The organism is Paenibacillus sp. TC-CSREp1, from assembly GCF_050171015.1.
Classification (GTDB): Bacteria; Bacillota; Bacilli; order Paenibacillales; family Paenibacillaceae; genus Paenibacillus; species Paenibacillus silvae.
The window spans coordinates 16820-37039 of sequence record NZ_JBNOKM010000036.1; the positions used below are offsets into that span (position 1 = coordinate 16820).

The 20220-nt window shown below is 48.4% G+C and carries 17 protein-coding genes; 2 read left to right on the forward strand and 15 right to left on the reverse strand.

Annotated features, from left to right (window positions below; all coding sequences use genetic code 11):
• Positions 1-72: 72 nt before the first annotated feature.
• The 9 genes from ACQSGY_RS29735 to ACQSGY_RS29775 all read right to left on the reverse strand — a co-directional run bounded on the left by ACQSGY_RS29735 (position 73) and on the right by ACQSGY_RS29775 (position 9449).
• Positions 73-2475 carry an S-layer homology domain-containing protein gene (locus ACQSGY_RS29735; protein WP_427182215.1) on the reverse strand — a complete coding sequence of 801 codons (2403 nt, stop codon included), beginning with the start codon at positions 2473-2475 and terminating at the stop codon, positions 73-75.
• 203 nt (positions 2476-2678) lie between these two features.
• The gene (locus ACQSGY_RS29740; RefSeq protein WP_090924575.1) at positions 2679-2903 is read right to left on the reverse strand and encodes a hypothetical protein; all 225 of its coding nucleotides are present in this window, start codon (positions 2901-2903) and stop codon (positions 2679-2681) included.
• A 71-nt stretch (positions 2904-2974) separates the two neighbouring features.
• Entirely contained in the window at positions 2975-3850 is an 876-nt protein-coding gene (locus ACQSGY_RS29745; protein WP_427182217.1) for a lipoate--protein ligase family protein, read from the reverse strand.
• 115 nt (positions 3851-3965) lie between these two features.
• Entirely contained in the window at positions 3966-4559 is a 594-nt protein-coding gene (gene folE / locus ACQSGY_RS29750; protein ID WP_111272853.1) for a GTP cyclohydrolase I FolE, read from the reverse strand.
• Positions 4560-4615: 56 nt separating this feature from the next.
• Complete coding sequence (locus tag ACQSGY_RS29755; protein ID WP_216519857.1) at positions 4616-4879, reverse strand: YneF family protein; 264 nt, start codon at positions 4877-4879, stop codon at positions 4616-4618.
• A gap of 171 nt (positions 4880-5050) precedes the next feature.
• Complete coding sequence (locus tag ACQSGY_RS29760; RefSeq protein ID WP_427182220.1) at positions 5051-6076, reverse strand: HD-GYP domain-containing protein; 1026 nt, start codon at positions 6074-6076, stop codon at positions 5051-5053.
• 15 nt (positions 6077-6091) lie between these two features.
• Positions 6092-7936, reverse strand: coding sequence for a tRNA epoxyqueuosine(34) reductase QueG (gene queG / locus ACQSGY_RS29765; protein ID WP_427182221.1), 1845 nt, complete (start codon positions 7934-7936; stop codon positions 6092-6094).
• Positions 7937-8115: 179 nt separating this feature from the next.
• Positions 8116-8691 carry a signal peptidase I gene (gene lepB, locus ACQSGY_RS29770; protein WP_353957342.1) on the reverse strand — a complete coding sequence of 192 codons (576 nt, stop codon included), beginning with the start codon at positions 8689-8691 and terminating at the stop codon, positions 8116-8118.
• Between the two features lie 332 nt (positions 8692-9023).
• Positions 9024-9449 (reverse strand): GNAT family N-acetyltransferase, encoded by a 426-nt coding sequence (locus tag ACQSGY_RS29775; RefSeq protein ID WP_090924581.1) that lies wholly within the window; start codon positions 9447-9449, stop codon positions 9024-9026.
• Positions 9450-9866: 417 nt separating this feature from the next.
• Here ACQSGY_RS29775 and ACQSGY_RS29780 point away from each other — a divergent pair, with 417 nt between their 5' ends.
• Entirely contained in the window at positions 9867-10478 is a 612-nt protein-coding gene (locus ACQSGY_RS29780) for a superoxide dismutase (RefSeq protein WP_111272857.1), read from the forward strand.
• 1040 nt (positions 10479-11518) lie between these two features.
• On the opposite strand, the gene mutY is transcribed toward ACQSGY_RS29780, so the two are convergent.
• The 5 genes from mutY to ACQSGY_RS29805 all read right to left on the reverse strand — a co-directional run bounded on the left by mutY (position 11519) and on the right by ACQSGY_RS29805 (position 17258).
• Positions 11519-12910: an A/G-specific adenine glycosylase gene (gene mutY / locus ACQSGY_RS29785; protein WP_427182223.1), complete on the reverse strand. Its 1392-nt coding sequence runs from the start codon at positions 12908-12910 to the stop codon at positions 11519-11521.
• Between the two features lie 251 nt (positions 12911-13161).
• Entirely contained in the window at positions 13162-13557 is a 396-nt protein-coding gene (gene acpS / locus ACQSGY_RS29790; protein ID WP_427182224.1) for a holo-ACP synthase, read from the reverse strand.
• A gap of 369 nt (positions 13558-13926) precedes the next feature.
• The gene (gene nadE, locus ACQSGY_RS29795) at positions 13927-14736 is read right to left on the reverse strand and encodes an ammonia-dependent NAD(+) synthetase (protein WP_111272621.1); all 810 of its coding nucleotides are present in this window, start codon (positions 14734-14736) and stop codon (positions 13927-13929) included.
• Between the two features lie 170 nt (positions 14737-14906).
• Complete coding sequence (locus ACQSGY_RS29800) at positions 14907-15341, reverse strand: BrxA/BrxB family bacilliredoxin (protein WP_110899630.1); 435 nt, start codon at positions 15339-15341, stop codon at positions 14907-14909.
• Positions 15342-15563: 222 nt separating this feature from the next.
• The gene (locus ACQSGY_RS29805) at positions 15564-17258 is read right to left on the reverse strand and encodes a two-component system sensor histidine kinase NtrB (RefSeq protein ID WP_427182225.1); all 1695 of its coding nucleotides are present in this window, start codon (positions 17256-17258) and stop codon (positions 15564-15566) included.
• A gap of 193 nt (positions 17259-17451) precedes the next feature.
• Between ACQSGY_RS29805 and ACQSGY_RS29810 the strand changes: the two genes are divergently transcribed.
• Positions 17452-18717: an NAD(P)/FAD-dependent oxidoreductase gene (locus ACQSGY_RS29810; RefSeq protein ID WP_427182227.1), complete on the forward strand. Its 1266-nt coding sequence runs from the start codon at positions 17452-17454 to the stop codon at positions 18715-18717.
• Positions 18718-19506: 789 nt separating this feature from the next.
• Here the strand turns inward: ACQSGY_RS29810 and ACQSGY_RS29815 are convergent.
• A complete protein-coding gene (locus ACQSGY_RS29815; protein ID WP_427182229.1) occupies positions 19507-19968 on the reverse strand; it encodes a hypothetical protein in 462 nt (153 codons plus the stop codon).
• Positions 19969-20220 lie beyond the last annotated feature (252 nt).

Genomic DNA, 20220 nt, shown 5'->3' on the forward strand with positions numbered 1-20220 from the left:
AAGACTGAACGATATCTCTTTTTTAAATGCAATGCGCATCTCCACCACATGTACGCGCAAAATCCGTATGTTTTATTCTTTAATGGATGCTGCCTCGATGGCTTGATAAGCCCAATGCGTATCAGAAACATCAGACCATGCTTTTATCGCTGCTGAAGCCGGCTGAAGACCGATTAACTTGTTGATCATGGTCACAGCTTCAGCACGTGTCACAGGTTGTTCTGGACGGAAGGTGCCATCCGTATAACCTGTAAGCACACCTGCTGCATTCAGTCGATTAATAGCTTCCTGTGCCCAATGCTGCTGTACATCCTTGAATGCCGCTGCTGCATCGGAGGCTGCTGTCTGCTCTCCCTTCAGCATATGCTGCAGCACATTTGTCAGCTCCGCCCGGGTGATTGCCTGCTCCGGTTTGAAGCTGCCATCTGGATATCCTTTGACATAACCAGCCTGGACCGCAGCCATGATGCTGCTCTCTGCCCAGTGATTTGCTTTTACATCCGCAAACGATGCTTCGCTCTCCGCTTCTGCAGTACCTGTTACTCGAATCATAAGTGCAGCCATCTCTGCACGTGTTACGAAACGCTCTGGTTGGAAACGTCCGTCCGCATAACCGCGAATGTAAGGCTGTGCTTGTGTGGTCTGACCTGCCCAGTCCTTAATCCGAACGACAGAGAATGTACTGAACTGATCCACATGAATCTCAATGCCTTGCTGATTGTTATCTTTGTTCAATGTCACAAGTTTACCATGCACCAATTCCTTGGTGCCGCTGCTATGTTCAATGTACACACCCAGGTCCGCAGGGTTAACTCCTGCAAGCTGTTTGCTGTCCACTGGCAGTACAAGCGTGACTGGACGGCTTTGCAGATTGGTTTCAATCGTCATAGGACGGCCCAGCACCTGAATATTTTTCGTTCCTGCGGATTGAATAAGGGTCTCGTTCGCCAGCAATCTTTGTTCAATTGCCTCACGTGACTCCTGTTTCTTTACCGGAACCAAACGGAAATACACATCGTCCGTTCTGTCTTTCAAAGAAGCAGCCGGAATGCTTACTTTCACGTTCGGATTAGAGATGACCAGCTCAATTCCTTGCTCTGCAAATAATATCACCGATTCACGCGCCAGCTTCACATCCCACTGAGAGACTTCATCCTTCACATCCGGAATTCGGATAACTGCCGTATGCGAGCCTGTTTTTTTCAATTGATCAATAACGGATTGCGCTTTGCTTTGGTTCAAAATAAGCTCGTCTTTAATCGTGCCATCTGTTCCACGAGTCCGGCTGAGTTCCAAGGAATCAATGGTGGAAGCCTGTTCGCCATTCGCCACATCCACCTTGATGATCTCCTTCTGCGGAGCGGTGGATGGAGCTGTTGAAGAAGATGTTGATGGAGAAGGTGATGGGGTCACAACCACTTCACCGCCGCCGCTGCTTGGAGCTTGAGGAGTTACGGACACCGACACTTTAAAATCTGATGCACCCGAACCGTTTGAAGTTCGAACAGCAAATACGTAAGGCAAACCGTTCGTTAGATTCGAAACGGTGTACTGCAGTGCATCCATCGGTCCTGCCACTTTAACCCAATGCTCTGGATTCTGCGGGGCACCACTACCCTGATACATATAAACAACGTACTCTTCTATTTCGGGTACACTGCTCCAATCCAACTTGACTTGTCCATTGCCAGCCTGCGGGGTAAGTGTTGCGGGTGCTTCTGGCAAACCAGGTGTAACTACATTGGAAACGACATAGTCGGACTCCGTATGATCATCATTAAACGTAGATTTAACTGCAAAAATATAAGGCAATCCATTCGTCAAGCCATTGATTACCTTTTCACTGTTTAACATGTTTGTAATGTCAATCCAGTTATCAGGGTCTACTGGTTCTTTAGAACCCTGATACATATAAACAGTATCAGTAACTGAAAGATCCGAGTTCCAGCTAATTTTCGCCTGAGCATTACCCGCAACAGCTTTTACATTGGTAGGAGTAAACGGGGAGCCTTCAAGGGTTTGGAATTGCTGATACCCCAGATCAACCAAATCGACTGAATTGTTACCGGGATCATCAGCTGTAAAATATACAGCATAATCAGTCAAGGGAGATAAGTGATTGAAAAACAGGTCCTTCTCTTCCTCTGCCTGTAAATCAATATAAGTTCCTGCAAGTGTTGCATTTGCCTTGATTGTATCCAGTTCAGGCCTTGGGCTCAGCCAGTCTACTATACGAATCTCATAATATAGACGTGCACTCTCCGTTAGCTTTACACTTGATTTAAATGTTGATGCAGTAACCTTTACATCTATAGGATAATTAGGAGCACCACGAACAAAGTCTATTGCAGCAGCTGCACCTGCTTTCCCCACAAAATAAGAATGATCTGTCATACCAAGTGCCAAAACAAAAATGAATAATAGTTTCATTGGACGATTTATCCATACCAGCTTATCGGATATTAATCTTCTCATCTCTTAACCTTCCCTTCGCGGTGGTTTTTGGATGAGTATACTAGTGGATTCTGAACATTTTCTGAACAAAATTCGACAAAACACGCATTAAACCATTGTTATTCGCAGCAGGTTCAATTTGTACAACAAAAAAGGCGAATCTCTTAATAGAGATTCACCTCATAATCCACTTCATATTACACTCCATACATAAGATAGCTATGTTAAGAAGCGCAGCCCTCACATGCTACATAGTTGTCGCCAACCTGTTTGCTAATCGCAATCAGATCGCCGAGCTTGATATCGGACTCCTCTGTGAACTCCAGATCGGCGATACGTGCCACAATCAGGGCAGCAGCCTCTTCTTTGCTGGTTGCCATTTGGCTGAACTCTGACTTTTCACCTGTTGAAATGACTTCATACAGGTATGTATATCTCAATGTTTCCACTCTAATCCTCTCCTTCCGAAATCACATCATACCATCTCTGTTACCCAATTCCAAGCCTGATGAAAAAGAACTCAGTCATATCGCGATTTCATCTGTCCTGCCGTCACTTGCACTTCATCCACATGAACAGAAAGCACCCGCTCCGTCTCGGCATGCGGATACCTGCTGCGCAGCGTGCGCACCAGAGATGCCGTATACGCCGCGGTCGAAGGAATGCCTGCCAGCTCCTGCAAACTTGCCATCGTGCCGGGTTTCACCTCCGGATATCCTTCTGCCGCTCCGCCCGAGGCTTCATCATAAAATCTGCGAACTGCTGCCGCAAGCTTATCTCCCTGACCCTCCACAATGATAAACGCAGTAATAATGTAAGCTTTTGCCTGCCGCCGCTGAGCGATACCGCAAAATTTCAGTCCACCCACGCTGACATCATAATCCCCGGGACAGAAGGCTCCCTGTACTTCTCCCGTCTGCGCCTGAGCTGACCAAGGAGTTAATGACTCGGCAATGATTGAAGCCATCTCGCGAAAATCATCATGGATATTGATGGCATGCCCCGGATTAGGCAGAATTAGCGACACATTCACAACTCCCGGATTCAAAGGAACGGCCGCTCCACCTGAAGGCCGCACACATACAGCAGCCCCCTCACCTCGAATACGCTCCATCGCTTCAACTGCAAGAGGCAGTCTACGGTCACGCAGCCCGGCTACAAAGGCATTCGGGTGACGCCATATATGAGCCACAGGCAAATGTCCTGACCCCACTCGTCTGCACATGACTTCTTCCCATGCAAAGGCGTCAAGCACACTGCTTCCACGGCGCATCAGCGGTGTTTCCCATATCTGCAAGCGCAGCGACGAATGCTTGGCAGCAGCAATCCTGTGTTCAGCCGAACCATTCTTCCCCGGTTCAGGCCGTTGATCGGATTGGGAAGGTATACTCATCATCCATAACCTCCGACTGTTGAATTCATGCTTCATTACAACATAACCGGCACATCGTGCCAGGCATAACGTTATATATAAATAAGCCGGTTCCCCAAGGAACTCGGCTTATCCAACCTTACTCTTTTATCAAAGACAGAAACTCCGCACGTTGTGCAGGGTTATCACGGAAAGATCCACGTACAGCCGAAGTTACGGTCTTGCTGCCAGGTTTCTTCACGCCACGTGCGCACATGCACAAGTGCTCGCCCTCAACCACGACCATCACACCATGCGGCTCTACAGCCTCTGTCAGGATGTCGGCAATCTGAGAGGTGATGCGCTCCTGTACCTGAAGACGGCGTGTTACCGCTTCGACCAGACGTGCCATCTTGCTCAGACCAACAATCTTGCCGCTCGGTACATATCCAATATGTACTTTGCCGAAGAATGGTGCCATATGATGCTCACACTGGCTGTAGTACACGATATCTTTAACGATGACCAGCTCTTCGTGATTCTCGTCAAAGGTGACACCCAGCACGTCACGGGGATCAACCTCATATCCGCCAAAAATCTCTTCGTACATCCGGGTTACCCGTGCAGGCGTTTCCAAAAGCCCTTCACGTGTGCTATCTTCGCCAATCAATTTGAGAATCTGTTCGACATGATACTCGATCTTCTCCCGATTGTCGGATACTTTGGAATTCAAATAATCTTTAACGCCAGCCATTGCCAAGCGCCTCCTTTCGAACCACATCATGCAAGCGGTTTAACCGCCTACAGCTATTATTTTCGGCGGCCCGAGCTTTTACGCGCAGGATGTTGACTCGGCTGAGGCATTTTCGCACCTGGCTGCTGATTCTTCATCATCTGCTGGGCACGCTGCATTTGCTTGCCATTCAGGTTATAGCCCATCTGCTTTGCCATCTTCTGCAGCATCTCAGGGTCGCTTTGCATTTTCTCGAGCTGTTTACGCAGGTAGAACACCCCGATGAAAAATCCACCGACCAGACCCACAATCAATGTAATAATCGGTATTACAATATTCATCTCTTAGACACCTCTGTATGCAATCTAAAAAACCTGGTGATCTGTGCCAGTAAACATCATGATTCATGATCAATTATCTCGATAATGCATACATGACACCGACCGGATTTCCTGAGAGTTATCATAGCATTTCCACACGCCGTGAGCAAACGCATTTTCCAGATAAATGGCTTAGATCAGCACACCTTCAATAAAGACCGTCGTCTGCTTGGCCAAATCCACCTCTATGACATCCAGGGAAAAACGTGTGCTGCCCCGTGCCACCCGAATAACTGGCCTGCCCGGCAGTCCTCGATGCTGACGGACGATAACACCGGTTTCCTTGGTAGACAGCCGGACAGCCGTCCCGTTGGGATACACGGATACGCTTTTGTTAAACTCAATCAGAATATCCCGATCCAGCTTTGTTCCCGACATGGCCATCATCTCTTCACACGCTTCGTGTGGAAGCAGACTGTTACCCGACAGACCGTTGATCAGATTATCGTAGATGTTGGCTGCACTGACGATTTTGGCAAACAGATGTATGTCCTTACCCGTGATGCCTCTAGGGATTCCACTTCCGTCTACATGCTCATGATGCTGCAGTGCAGTATGTGCAACAAGCAGACTGAACTCCCGCTTGTTCTTGATTACTTCGAAGCCGCGCCAGGTGTGGTGCAGCTTTGAAGTAGCACTGCTGCCAGACGGCTCGCCTACTTTTCCAATGTCATGCAGCAGTGCGCCTACAGCCAGATCCTTGAGCTGATTATAATTGAGGCCCATATTCAGTCCGATCACCGATGACAACAAACATACATTCATGGCATGAACATACTGTGCATTATCCTTGGTGCGGATATCCGTTAACTGAACGAGCAGCTCACGCCCGTTCAGCACATCATTCAGCAGCTTGTCGATGCTGAGTGAAACTTTTTTCGGGCTCCACTCTTTTCCGGACCTCACCGCTTCAAGCGTTACGCTCATCTCATTAATAATGGCCCGTTTCGTAGCTTCATCCAGAATATCTTCTATCTCTACGTCTTTATATGCTTCATCCTGGATGTACAGCGTGGTAACCCCGATACGCTTCAGCGTATTGACCATAAACACGGTGAGCTGGACTCCGGCAGACAGCAAAACCGTACCGTTGCTTGAATATACTGTCTTGCCCAGAATCTCTCCCGCCTCCACGCTTTCCACGTTTACATACTTCATGAACGTCCCCCGCTCTTACGTTTGCTGCTCCAATGTGAGCAATTGCTCTTTGGTTTGCAGACCGCCTACGTAACCCACCAGGGTGCCATCTTTACCGCTCATGCGATGACAGGGAATAACAATCGGAATAGGGTTCTTGCTAATGGCATCCAAAACTGCGCGTACAGCCTTGGGCCGGCCGATCTTTTCCGCAACCTCTTGGTGAGTTAAGGCTTCTCCATAAGATATATCGGACAGAACCTGCCAAACCTGTAGCTGGAATGCAGTCCCATAGCGCTCAAGCTGCAAGTCGAACGTCTTTCTTTCCCCTGCAAAATACTGCCGCAGCTGCTTGGCAGCTTCGCTCAGCTTCTCTTCATTTCTCTCATATCGGTATTCACCGATCCAGGTACGTGCCCACTGCTGCAGGTGCGCTTCCCGTACATGGAAAGCCCCAAAATCAATATGGCACAGTCCCTCATCGGTTGCGCACAACGTAAGTGTACCGATTGGTGTGAGCAGCTCATCATAATATACAGGCTTGCCGTGAAGTCCAGTCACCGGTGACGGCTTCCATGCAGCGGCTCCCCCCGGCTTGTCTGTAGATGCAGACTGCTCACCATTTGTTTCCGTTGTACGCTCAAGCTCGCCTTCGCTCTTGCTCTCCAGCTTGCTTGCATTACCAGCCTGCGGCTGTTCGGGTAAGGCAGTGGACGACATCAGTCGCTCCTTGGCCTTCTGCAGCATACTTAGCACGTTACCATCTTGTTCGATCGCGGCAGCTTCCCCTATAGCTCTCATGGCGTCTTCTCCTCCAATTCTGCCCAGCGCCCAGGCGGCGGTTCCCCGCAGCTCTGGACGCGGATCACGCTTCAGTACCTGTGTTAATTTGGGTACAGCGCTTTTGTCTTTGAAATTGCCCAGTGCAATGACCGCATTACGCTGAATCGGCTTTTTGCCCCGCCATGAGGCGGAGCTTTGACCGAAGCGTTCTTTGAACTCACGGTTGCCAATATCCAGCAACGGCAGCAGCAAAGGCTTTACAACCTCCGGATCGGGATGAAACTCGGGATGGTGATCCCAGTTTTTGCCCCGATTTTTCGGACAAACAATCTGACATGTATCACAACCGTACAGACGGTTGCCTATTTTCAGCATAAACTCCTCATCCAGGAACCCTTTGGTCTGGGTCAGAAAAGAGATGCAGCGCTGCGCATTCAATTGGCCTGGGCCAACCAGCGCACCTGTAGGACAGGCATCAATGCATTTCGTGCATTCCCCGCAATCCTCAGTCACAGGCGTATCCGGCGGGAACGGAATATTCGTCACAAGCTCACCAAGGAATATCCATGAACCGAATTTCGGCGATATAATCGAGCAGTTCTTGGCACTGAACCCGATCCCTGCCCGCTGCGAGACCGCACGATCTACAAGTGCTCCCGTGTCCACCATGCTTTCGATCATCGCTTCCGGCACACGCTCGCGGATAAAGTTGACCAGCTTGTCCATCGCCGTGCGCAGCACCTGATGATAGTCCTGCCCCCACGCCGAACGGGCAAAAATGCCGCGGTACGCGCCTGGCTCCGACTTCGGCGGATTTATCATTTTGGACGGATAAGCCACGGCTATGGCAATCAGGGAAGCAGGCTCGCCGCCTTGAAGGGCGGGATGCACTCTTTTTTCAATATCCGGCTCCTCAAAGCCTGACGCATACCCCTTATCGCGAGACTGCTCCAGCAGTGATTTCAGTGACACAAACGGATCAGCTGAAGCAAATCCAATATCATCTATGCCCAGTTCCGGGCCTGCCGCCTTGATCTCCTGCTTTAACGTCTCCCATACGGAGGCGGCCTGTGCTGCCCCGGTCCGTACGCTCGTCATTTCCTCTTCCCTCTCTTCTATCAGGCACGTAATCGGTAAACAAGGAACGCCCGTCTCACTGAGGGAGATCAGGCGCTTCGCTATATATACCTATATATCTTGCATAAAGTGCATTTACAGCCTACGTGCCCGTATGGTTAAACGCAAAATGCGCTCTGAAGTTGTTGTGCTCCAACAATTTACAGCTTTTTCATCTCCGAGAATGGCCAGAAAATAAACTCGGCTTTGCCGACAATTTCACTGGAAGTGATGCTTCCGAATATGCGGCTGTCCTTGCTTTTGCCTTCATGACGATTATCTCCCATTACGAAATAATGATCCGGCTCCAGTGTAATCGGCCCGAAATCCGGGTCCTGCACCTCAATGTCGGTATAACTCTCCGCCTGCTTCACGCCATTTACATATAAAAGGTGGTCCTTGACCTCAATCGTATCTCCCGGCAGACCAACAATACGTTTCACCAGATAATCCTTCCTGCCCACACCTTCGCTTGGATCACGCAGCACAATGACATCCGACCGGGCCGGCTCGTCGAAATGATACACCATCTTGTTCACAAACAGACGATCGCGCTCCACCAGCGTTGGCTGCATGGACTGCCCTTTGACCATCGACAGGTTAAACACAAACAGGTTCAGCAGCATCATGATTACAAACGCAACCACAATCGTCTTCACCCAATCCCACAGCTCGGCTGTCCACGACTTTCCTGATGGCCCAGGAGCAGATTTCCGGTCGGGTTCCCGCTCCTCCATGGTTGAAGGCTCTATCGAAGAAAAATTGGAATTCAAAGAGACACCTCATTTATCAGTTTGTAGATTACACGTGTAACCCAAGGTCATACTCCCTTTCAGTCTACTCTATTTGGAAGTCCGAAACAATTGGAGATGCCCACCAGCAAACGCAAAACACACTCTCTTTAATACACGTTCCGGGAAAAATAAAACAGGGAGGCATCACTGGCGCTGCCTCCTCAACAAATAGAAAGGCATATCCATCACGCCATTGATGCGTGAACAGATATGCCTAATATGAAATAAAACTCTTATATTTCTTTGTCTAACTACACCGAATTCACCTGCACCGATTAAGCCTTGGACAAAATACTAAGTTTCTGGAAAGCACTCAGAATCTTATTGGCACCATACCCCATTGCTTCGTACAAAGGCATGGCTGCTTTGTTATGCTCATCACCGGCCACCCAAATCTGGCTGACTTTGCGCTGCTGGAACCGCTGCTCCATAGCCTCGACAAGTGTTTTGCCGACACCGCGGCGACGATAGTCTGGATGAACCGCAATACGATAGATGCATCCCTGGTTTTGATCAATCGTACCGATCAAGGCGCCGACGAGGTCTCCCTCTTCTTCCGCAACCATGATCAGGTCAGAATCCCATGACAATTGACGGGCAAACGGGCCCATCGTGTTCTCATAACACTCTTCCGATAGCGCAACCTGGAGAAGCTCCGTCATCTGGCTTGCATCACTCAACTGAAAGGAACGAACGTGCATGTCTTAAATCTCCCTTTTCGTTAGCTTAGATGAGGTTTTACAAAAAAGGGGGTCCCCTTTTACAAAAAACCCGATGTTCATATAATGACAAAAAACGAGAAAATACCGCTTCTTCGTCAATTAAACCATACTTTACTCCATAAAACACGCATTTTCTTCTGAAAGCGCTTTATTGTAACCGTTTACATTGAGATGAGTACAATTTTAACGATTTTTTTCGCCAAAATCTCATAATATTATTCATAATGGGTAAAATATGTTTGTTATCTCTGGCCTGGATTTTCATTAACGGTTCTGGATACTTAATAAACAAAAATGTTGATTAATTATCCCGAATGCGGTTTAATAATAGAGGCAAGGGTATTATTACATATGTACCTTAACAACCAATTACAAAATCTCAGGAGGTATTTCACTATGGCTTTTCAATTACCAGCACTTCCTTACGCTAATGATGCACTGGAACCACATATCGATGCACAAACGATGGAAATCCACCACGATCGCCATCACAACACTTACGTAACTAACTTGAACGCAGCTCTGGAAAGCGCTCCTGAACTGCAAAACAAAAGCTTGGAAGATCTGATTGCTAACCTGGACAGCGTACCGGAAAGCATCCGCACAGCGGTTCGCAACAACGGTGGCGGACATGCCAACCACAGCTTGTTCTGGGAAATCATCGGACCAAACGGCGGCGGCGCACCTACAGGTGACATCGCAGCAGCTATCGACAGCGAACTGGGCGGCTTTGACAAGTTCAAAGAAGACTTCGCTAAAGCAGCAACTACTCGTTTCGGTTCTGGCTGGGCATGGCTCGTTGTAGGCAAAGATGGCAAATTGTCCATCACTAGCACGCCTAACCAAGACAGCCCGCTCTTCGAAGGTCTGACTCCAGTTTTGGGTCTGGACGTATGGGAGCACGCTTACTACCTGAAATATCAAAACAAACGCCCTGATTACATCTCCGCTTTCTGGAACGTAATCAACTGGGATGAAGTGAACAAACGTTACGCTGCAGCAAAGTAATTGCTGTTCAAATAGAAGAGCCTGCATCGGTCCTTTAGGATCAATGCAGGCTCTTTTTGATCTATGCCGAGCGGCGGTGGGCTGACATGCAGGGATACGTCTGGGCAGGGAGTGGCAAGCGCGTCGGCGCAGGAGGTGCTTGGTCCGCACCACGAACGCGCGCGATTATGATGCTTTTTTTGAACATCTGTAAGTTATACTCCGACGCTGAATGCCCGACATCCCTATAATACGCAGCAGACCGCAACCTCTCTCTCCACCCTCACCTTCTAGCTTACATACGTGATACCTCCACGGCACCTCCACATCATCTTCCGCTGCGCTAACGATTCCTAGGAACGCTATTTGCCCGTTTTTCGGCCTTTCAAAATTCTAACGATCTCCAGAAACGCTATTCACCCATTTTCGGCTCTAAGATGCTCCTGATGAGCAATTTTGAACCAAATAACGTCTCTCAGAATCGTTAAAATTTCGAGCCCCAATATTTCAGCGAAATAAGGTGTCTGGGGATCGTTAGCGCTAACCGACTTAGGATATTCTTGCCCAATACAGCCTGTCCATCCATTTGCTTTACTTAGTTACTTTCACACCCAACTCACTCGCAAACTGTACTGATTACTTGCCTACTGTGACTCCTTTGCACATCAGAGCACGCAGAGTAAAATTCCTTGGTTACTTTTGTGCTGTTGCTCGTTCGCATACACTATCGCTTATTCGCATTCCGCAGCATGCTTGCACACTTCTTTGGTTGCATCCTCACCGCGAATCACACGCGGAGTATCGTTGCGACGCAAAGGTCGGGCTGCAGCGGCTGGGAATTCCTTGGTTACTTTTGTACTTCACCCGTCCGCGTATGCTATCGCTTATTTGCACACAGCAGCATACTCGCATACTCCTTGGATGCATTTTCACCGCGAAGCGCACACGAAATATAAATCCTTGGTTACTTTTGTGCGGCTCGTTCGTATACTTTATTGTTTATTTGCAGACCGCAGCAGATTTACGCACCGCAGCTCTTGTATACTTCATTAGTTGCATTCTCATGATTCAGCTAATTCATCATAAGCCCCGGCGAAATAGTTGCGAAGCAGCTTTAGAAAGACGTTTGGAAAAGCCAGCTTCTCCATGTCTTCCGGGCCGATCCATAGATAAGTGAGGCCGTCGCCTTTGCCTGTCAGCACTTCCTGTGACGCGTTAGCGGTGGTGGAGACTGACAACGGCTTATTATGTTCAAGGAGTGAGCCTGATTGGCTCTCCGTGTAGGCTGTGCCTGGTGCTGATACATCTGCCGCTGCAGAAGTAAGCTCAGCATCCGCTTTGGGTTCAGCGGAGATTTGCGTAACAGCAGCCGCTGAACTTGCCTGTGACGCCGCCTGAGCATCGTAGGCGGCTCTTGCTTCCGCGGCGATCAGCGGAAGCTCACTGCCCAGGTCCTGCTCGGTGCACTTATACACCTGCAGGCTCCAGACAATATGGCTGAACACATGCTCCGCATGGGTAGCCAGCCCTTCCGGGCGGGCAGCGAAGCCTTCCGCCCACAGACTGCCAGCCAGCAGCGCCATGGCCGGCTCATCCGCCAGCGGTGCTGCCGCCTTACCCGCTGCGGCAGGCGCCGCCAGCACATGCGGCAGCTCCCACATCCGGGCCAACAGACCCGTTTCCGGGCGCTGGCGCACAAGCACACGGCCGCGATGGACACCGCTGCCTTCCACCAGGGCAACCAGCCGCTGCTCAGGACGCGGCGGCTTGGCTTTGGTCTTGACCGGCAGTGTAAGCTCTCTTCCGGCAATTCTGCCGGAACATTGCTCCATCACCGGGCAAGTCAAGCAGTGCGGCGCTTTCGGTGTACACACCAGCGCCCCAAGCTCCATCAGCGCCTGATTGAAATCACGCGCCCGCCCTTCAGGGATGAGCTCTGTCGCGAGCTCCTCCATCAACACCCGGGTGCTGCCCTTCATAATATCCTCATCAATGAGGAAATAACGGGATAACACCCGCATAACATTGCCATCCACCGCTGGCTGCGGCTGGTTGAAGGCAATGCTGAGAATGGCCCCGGCAGTATACGGGCCGACCCCTTTTAACGCAAATACACTCTGCTTGTCCTGCGGCATCTCTCCCCCGTGCAGCTCCATAACCTGCTGCGCAGCTGCCTGAAGATTACGTGCACGGGAATAATATCCGAGTCCTTCCCAGTTTTTCAACACCTCTTCCTCCGGCGCTTCTGCAAGTGCCTGCACAGTCGGAAAATTCGTAATAAAACGGTTAAAATACGGGATCACCGTATCCACCCTTGTCTGCTGCAGCATAATCTCGGAAACCCATGTAAAATACGGATTATTGTGGCGGCGCCACGGCAAATCCCGGCGATTGATCATATACCAATCCAACAGATTCACACTGAAATGACGTTTCTGTTCTTGTAAACCCATAACTTCTTCCTTTCCTCTATCCACGATTCATCCCAAATAACGACTGCATTATCAATGAGCAATGACTCAGTGATACACCATCTTGCACGATCGATAAGAATAAGCCTTGCTTTTATCAAACACATCATCATGTGCTGCTTTACGCATCCTGCATGCCAAGCAACAGGGGTAAGACATAAGTTCGCTACACCCCTTGCTATAACAAGCTATTCATCATTTGTCCCCATCCCTATAACTTGTCTCCATCTCTATCACTGCACCTGCTCCACAATGGCAAATGCTGCAGCCAGTTCTGTCTGATGTGTGATGCTGAGATGAATTTCATACTGTTTACCATATGGAAGCTGCAATCGCTCCCAGGCTTCGCTGGTCAACGAAGCAACGGGACGGCCGGATGCATCAGGCAGCACTTCAATATCCGTAAAACTCATAACAGCCCCGATCCCGCAGCCAAATGCCTTGGACACGGCCTCTTTAGCCGCAAAACGACCAGAAACAAACTCGGCCATCCGTTTGCCGCGATGAGCTGCAATATCACGTTCGGCCGGGGTCAAAATACGCTTCATAAATGCCTCACCATGCCGGCTAGACAGCAGTTTCCGCATCCGTCCAATCTCTAATATATCGTTGCCGATGCCATATATCACAATGCTTCACCCGCTTAATTGTTTAGGCTGTTTAAAGATAACTGCCCTATCCTATCATTGCGAAACTTCTAGAGCATATATTCGAAACTTTCTGATCGAATCCTTCAAACCTTTCCGAACACGTATTCTATTGTAGCAGGAGGCGTGCAGGGATGCGAGTTTCCATTTTGCAAATATCCAATTTCCCCAAAAAAAGCAAAAAGAGCCGCTGCCCTAGGCATGACTCCTTTTTGAACAGAAACATATTACACATGTCTCCGCTCTTGGAACATATCGTTTTGGTGCACATGTATTCGATGCACATGGTTAGGATTACAGTGGATGCATGCCACTTCACCATTTATGGCAGCTGACCAGCCTTCACCCGGATTAGATACCAGGAATGGCATTACGCTTGTGATGTGTACGTTTGTAAAAGGCTTCCAGGCGCTCTTGCGCGGCAGGGTCGATCTGCTTGCCTTCAAGGTAATCGCTGTTTGCTTCGTATGAAATACCCAGCTCATCCTCATCGGTTTGACCTTCCCATAGTCCGGCAGAAGGAGCTTTGTCCAGAATGGATTGCGGAACCTTCAGGTAAGCAGCAAGCTGACGCACCTGACGTTTGTTCAACGTGCTTAGCGGTGTGATATCTACAGCTCCATCGCCCCATTTGGTATAGAAACCTGTAATCGCTTCGGACGCATGATCTGTACCCACAACAAGCAGGTTTTCTTCAAAAGAAAGTGCATATTGCATCACCATACGTGTTCTTGCTTTTACATTGCCCTTGCCCTGATGCGTCATATGACGCGGACTGCCCAGAGACTTGAAGCCCTGCTCCACTTCCAGCGCAATTTCATTCACCGCATCTTCAATATTGGTTTCGACCACATATTTCAGATCAAATGCTTTGGCTACAGCGTAGCTGTCCTGAATATCCGCTTGCTCTCCATAAGGCTGGAATACGCCAAGCGTTTTGTACTCTTGATTGTTCTCTGCAGTAAGCTCGTCCGTAGCCTGTTTGCACAGCGCTGCAGCGACTGCACTATCGATTCCGCCACTGATCGCGATCAGCAGCCCTTTGGTACCGGAATTTTTCACATACGTTTTCAAAAAGTCTACACGCTTGCGCACTTCCTCGGCTTCATCAATGCTTGGTTTAACCTTCAATTCAGCGATGATCTGTTGTTGCAAACTCATCGTCATACACCCCGTTTCTGCATGATTAAAAATCTGGCGGCATCGTATTACTCTATAACGGAAATTTGACACCTGGCTTGAAAGGTTTGAATGGTTCAATAACCTGATCTGTCCAAAATGAAACGCCCCGGCATCGGTCATCCGAAGAGCGGGGCGTTCTATGGAGCGAATTAACGGCAGTAACGATCAAACGCACTTGTCAGGTCAGCCGCGATTTCCTCTGCAGAACGATCCTCCACTTGGTGACGCTCGATAAAGTGAACGAGTTCTCCGTCTTTCATCAGTGCAATAGACGGTGAGGAAGGTGGATATGGTGCAAAGAACTCACGTGCTTTCGCAGTAGCTTCCTTGTCTTGACCAGCAAATACGGTGTAAAGATGATCCGGTGTAATATCGTTCTGAAGAGCCTGAGCAACTCCTGGGCGACATTGACCAGCGGCACATCCGCATACAGAGTTAATGACCACCAGTGCTGTTCCTTTCGCATCCGGCAGGCTTGCTTCAACCTCTTCCGGTGTACGCAGTTCCTGAATTCCCAATCTAGTCAGCTCATCCCGCATTGGCTGAACCATATCTCTCATGTATTGATCAAATGACATCGACATTTCAGTTTCACTCCTTATAATGGTTGTTCTATGATCTCGCTTGTAAAATTAGAGGACGATCGTTGCGCACCCGTGAATGCGTCCATATCGAAAAAAATGGATACACGCTGTGCTACTCCTATTATACATCCCCAAGCAATGAAAGCAAGATTCAGACAACACCTGCGGAACGGCTTTCTCTATCTTATTATGGCTGACTCTCTGGCAAAGTATGCTGACTCACTAACGCTGAAAGGCAACTTTGAATGTCGTGCCCCGCCCTTCTTCCGATTCAACCGTAATTGTGCCATTGTGCCGTTCCACAATGCTTAGACACATTGATAATCCAAGTCCAGTCCCTTTTGCTTTGGTTGTAAAAAAGGGCTCAAACAGCTTTTCCTTCTTCACCGGCGGGATACCAGGCCCCGTATCATGTACACATAACTCTACCTTGTCGCCATCCGTACGTGTCTCCAGCGTAAGCACGCCCTTCTCATTCATGGCTTCCATGCCGTTACGAGCGAGATTGAGCACAACTTGTTTGATCTCTTTGGCGTTGAGATTCAGCTTGGGCACATTATGGTCCAGCATCAGCTCGATGCTTTGACCGCGCAGATTCGCATCAGCCCAAAGCAGGGGACTAAGCTCATGAATAATATCATGCAATTGCGACTCTTCCTTCTCCGCAATTCGGTTCTGAGCGAGTGACAGAAAATCATTGATGATGCTGTTGGCCCGATCCAGCTCTTCCAACACGATCCGATAATAGTGGTCCAGGGATTCCGGGCTCTTTTCCTGCATTAATTGAAGAAATCCCCGGACGACCGCCATCGGATTACGTACTTCATGCGTAATACTTGCCGCCATCTGCCCCACCAGACTCAGACGGTCTACATTATCCAGCTCGCTGCGCAGCATCTCCAGCTCTGTAATATCCTGAATGATAAGCATCGCCCCGGAGACAATTTTCGACCCGTTTTGTGTATAAGCATAGATCGGCACCGTGCGTGACAAAAATACATGTGAGCCGTACCGAACCGTCAGCACATTGGCCTCACCATGAGCAATCGCTTGATGAATGCTGTGTTCCATCTTCTCTGCCTGTTCCTGCTCGACAAATTGACTGGCATGCTGTCCGATCAAATTATTGGCTGAGGTGCAGGGCAGCTGCTCTTTCGCAGTCTTTTTCATGATCTCATTAACAAAAATAATTCTGCCTTCCTTATCTACCGTAGCGATGGATAGAGGAACCGCATTGAGAATCTGATGAAGCTTCTCGGTTTCCGTAATATAGTGGTGATGCACTTCAGAAAGGTGCTGCTCCATCCCGCGATAATGCTTCATTCGTTCAAGCCATAGCTGACTCAGGCCGCCGGCAACCAGCGCACCTGCCATATATCCGAGACCTGACAGGATCAAAAACGTTTGAGAAAAAGCAGTATCAGAAGAAAACGAGATCACCCGCAACAAGCCGGACACCATCATTTCAGCAAAGATCAGCCCGATAACTGTTCTCATTTGACCGGATGACGTATTGTGCTTGAATCGTTTGGCTGACAAACATACAATAGGATAGAGAAAAATACCCGTATGAAGAAAAAATCCGTACAAATTATAGGGATGTGCTATAAGAAAATAGAAGAGAATATGTAGAAGAGACAAGGCCGCGCCTATACGGGGGTTACAATAAAGAACCGCAAGCGTAACCGGGATAATGCTTAGGGATACAGGAAGGGTCTCGGTACTTTCAGATAACGCAAACAGCAGACATAACAGCATGCTGAGCACACTCGTTACTGTAAAGCTGTAATTCACCTTATCTATATGATTATGTCGAATTACCTGCTGTTTGGAGAGCCCCAGATAAAATAAGGGAATCAAGACCACTGCCGACCCTGCCAGCAGTACTTGTAAAAGAATGTCCTTTAACGCAACCACAACGTCATCTCCTCCTCGACCTGCACATTCCCTCATTAATTCTGATTAAAACATAGGCGACAGTTTATTACAATATATCCCTTTAAGCCGCAAAATAGAACACCTTATAACTCTGTCTTGTTACAGAAAAAGGCAGTGGTAGACATCGTCTATAAAAAAACAGACAAAATCAATAAAAAGAAGGTAATTATGAATGTATGACGTTATCGTAATAGGCGGCGGTTCCGCGGGTCTGATGGCTTGTGTGGCAGCTGCCGAACATGGAGCCACTGTGCTGCTGCTGGATAAGGGAGATCAGCTGGGCCGCAAGCTCGGCATCTCGGGCGGAGGACGCTGCAATGTCACTAATGCGAAGGAAACGGACGAGCTGATCCGGCATATCCCGGGCAATGGCCGTTTTCTATACAGCTCATTTCAGAATCTGGATAATCAGGGCATCATGCGTTTTTTTGAAAATCTCGGTATCGCCTTGAAAGAAGAAGACAACGGCCGAATGTTCCCTGTCACGGACAAAGCCAAAACGGTTGTGGATGCGCTTGTTGGCAAAATCGTCTCACTCGGCGTAGAAATCCGTACTAAAGAACCTGTTAAAGAGCTGATTCAGAACGGTCAGCATGTACAAGGGGTTAAGTTGGCTTCGGGTAAAGTCATACATGGCCGCTCTGTAATTATCGCAACCGGGGGCAAATCCGTGCCGCAAACCGGCTCCACGGGTGACGGATATCCTTGGGCTGAAGCTGCAGGTCACACCATCACAGAACTGTATCCAACAGAAGTGCCCATTGTGTCCGGAGAGAGTTGGATTCAGTCCAAAGAACTCCAGGGCTTGTCTCTGCGTGACATTGCTCTGTCTGTGCTTGATGCGAAAGGCAAAACCGTCATCTCTCATCGTGGAGATATGATTTTCACCCATTTTGGCGTATCCGGTCCGGTTGCCCTGCGCTGCAGTCAGTTTATTCGCAAGGTGCAGATGAAATCCGGCAATACCCAGGTCACGATGAGCATTGATCTGTTCCCTGACCTAACCCCTGCTGCGCTGGAAGCACAGGTAAAACAAGGCCTGGAGCAAGAATCTCGCAAGGCTGTGAAAAATATTTTGAAAACATGGGTGCCGGAACGTCTCATCCCTTTGCTTATGAAACGTGCAGAGATCGGAGACGATCTCTCCTTTCACCATTTTCCAAAAGGCATGTTAAGCCATCTATGTGGACTCATGAAGTCATTTACCTTCCGTGCAGACGGGACAAGATCCCTCAAGGAAGCCTTTGTTACCGGAGGTGGTGTTCACTTAAAGGAGATATACCCTAAAACGATGGAATCCAAGCTGCTGCCAGGATTATTCTTTTGCGGCGAAGTACTGGACATTCACGGCTACACTGGCGGCTATAATATAACAGCTGCATTCTCCACCGGATACACCGCTGGTATGCATGCAGCCGAATATAGACACACCCACTGATTAGAGAGATGATGGTGGGCATATGTCTACCCCAAAACCATTATTACGTTTACAACTACGTCGGCAAAGCTGTTGTGATTAGTATAATTTGGTGAGCTTGTTGTTTGGCACACAGGTTGAACGTAATATGAACATGCTATTGACGCTAACGAATCCTGTAAGCCTTATTTGGCAGAAAATCACCTCTTTTGGATTTTAACGATTCTCAGGAACGCTATTTCGCTCAAGAACTGACTTTTCAGCATCATCAGAGTCATTTTGGGCTAAATAACGTCTCTGGGAATCGTTACGTTTCGAAACACTCCATAAAGCAGCAAATAGCGCTTCCTGGAATCGTTAGAATATGCCCAAGTGTTCCCCACCATCTCATGGTATAACTTGCCTTAAAATAAAAAAGGCACCCCATCAATTATTTTCATAATCGTTGACGAGGTGCCTCTATAATTTTTCACTCTCGTATACCATCCTAGTACCGTTGTTACTTTGCCGCAAGCATTTTTACATGGCTCTCTGCTTCAGTTATGTCTTGTGCAGGTTTATCTTGTTAAGACGGATATGGGAGGTACTTACTGGCATGATTAGGTAGGGTTACTTGTTTATTCGTGACCCTTTAGAAGTTTGTTATAGTTAGTTTGTTCTGGTTAGTTTGCTACGGTTAGTTTGTTCTGGTTAGTCCATGACGTTTGTGGTCTTATCTCTGGTTTGTATTGTCACGGTGGACTCGTTACGTTTGTGGTTTTGCTCTAGTTCACATTGTTCCGCATGTCCCGTTTTCCTTTTCAATTACCGTCAAGCCTTGACACTGCCCGAAAACCCATCCGCAGCATCGTCATAAGCCGGGTCGTCGCTATGGTTATGTTCGCTTGGGCTTGTAATTTGGGTGCTGTTCAACGTCTGGCTTCCACCGCGTGCATACTGCTCGTTCCAGTCCTCGTTCACCAGATGAGCGGGAATGGATACATTTTGAAACAGGTCCATTTCCTCTGCTGAAGAAGCAAAAACTGCACTCCCTCCATGCGACTGAACAATCTCAACCGCAGATTGCGGGTCCTGACGATCTGTCGGGATGTATAATTCAAGTGGTGCAGACTGATACGGTTTATAACCTAACTCCTCCAAGGTTGCTTTTGCCGCAAGCAGTTCTGAAGGATCGGAAAAATGCACTTGAAGCTCACTGTTATCCATCACACGCAACTCCTCCTGACTATAGAATTCTCGTCTCGCCCTTTCATCCGATACCCATGCGATCATTCATCCATTCAATAATGCTTCATCCATTCGTCAATACTTCACAGGATTCAGATTTCATAAGTTATATTGGATTCACAGGGCTGGTCTTCTATAGCATGGGCAGTAAAGCGGCGTGATATGCTTCAGTCATTGAATTCCTTTCAACCACTAGTGTTAAAGGAATATGCTTTAGTTCTGCTTTAGTTCTGCTTTAGTTCTGCTTTAGTTCTGCTTTAGTTCTGCTTTAGTTCTGCTTTAGTTCTGCTTTAGTTC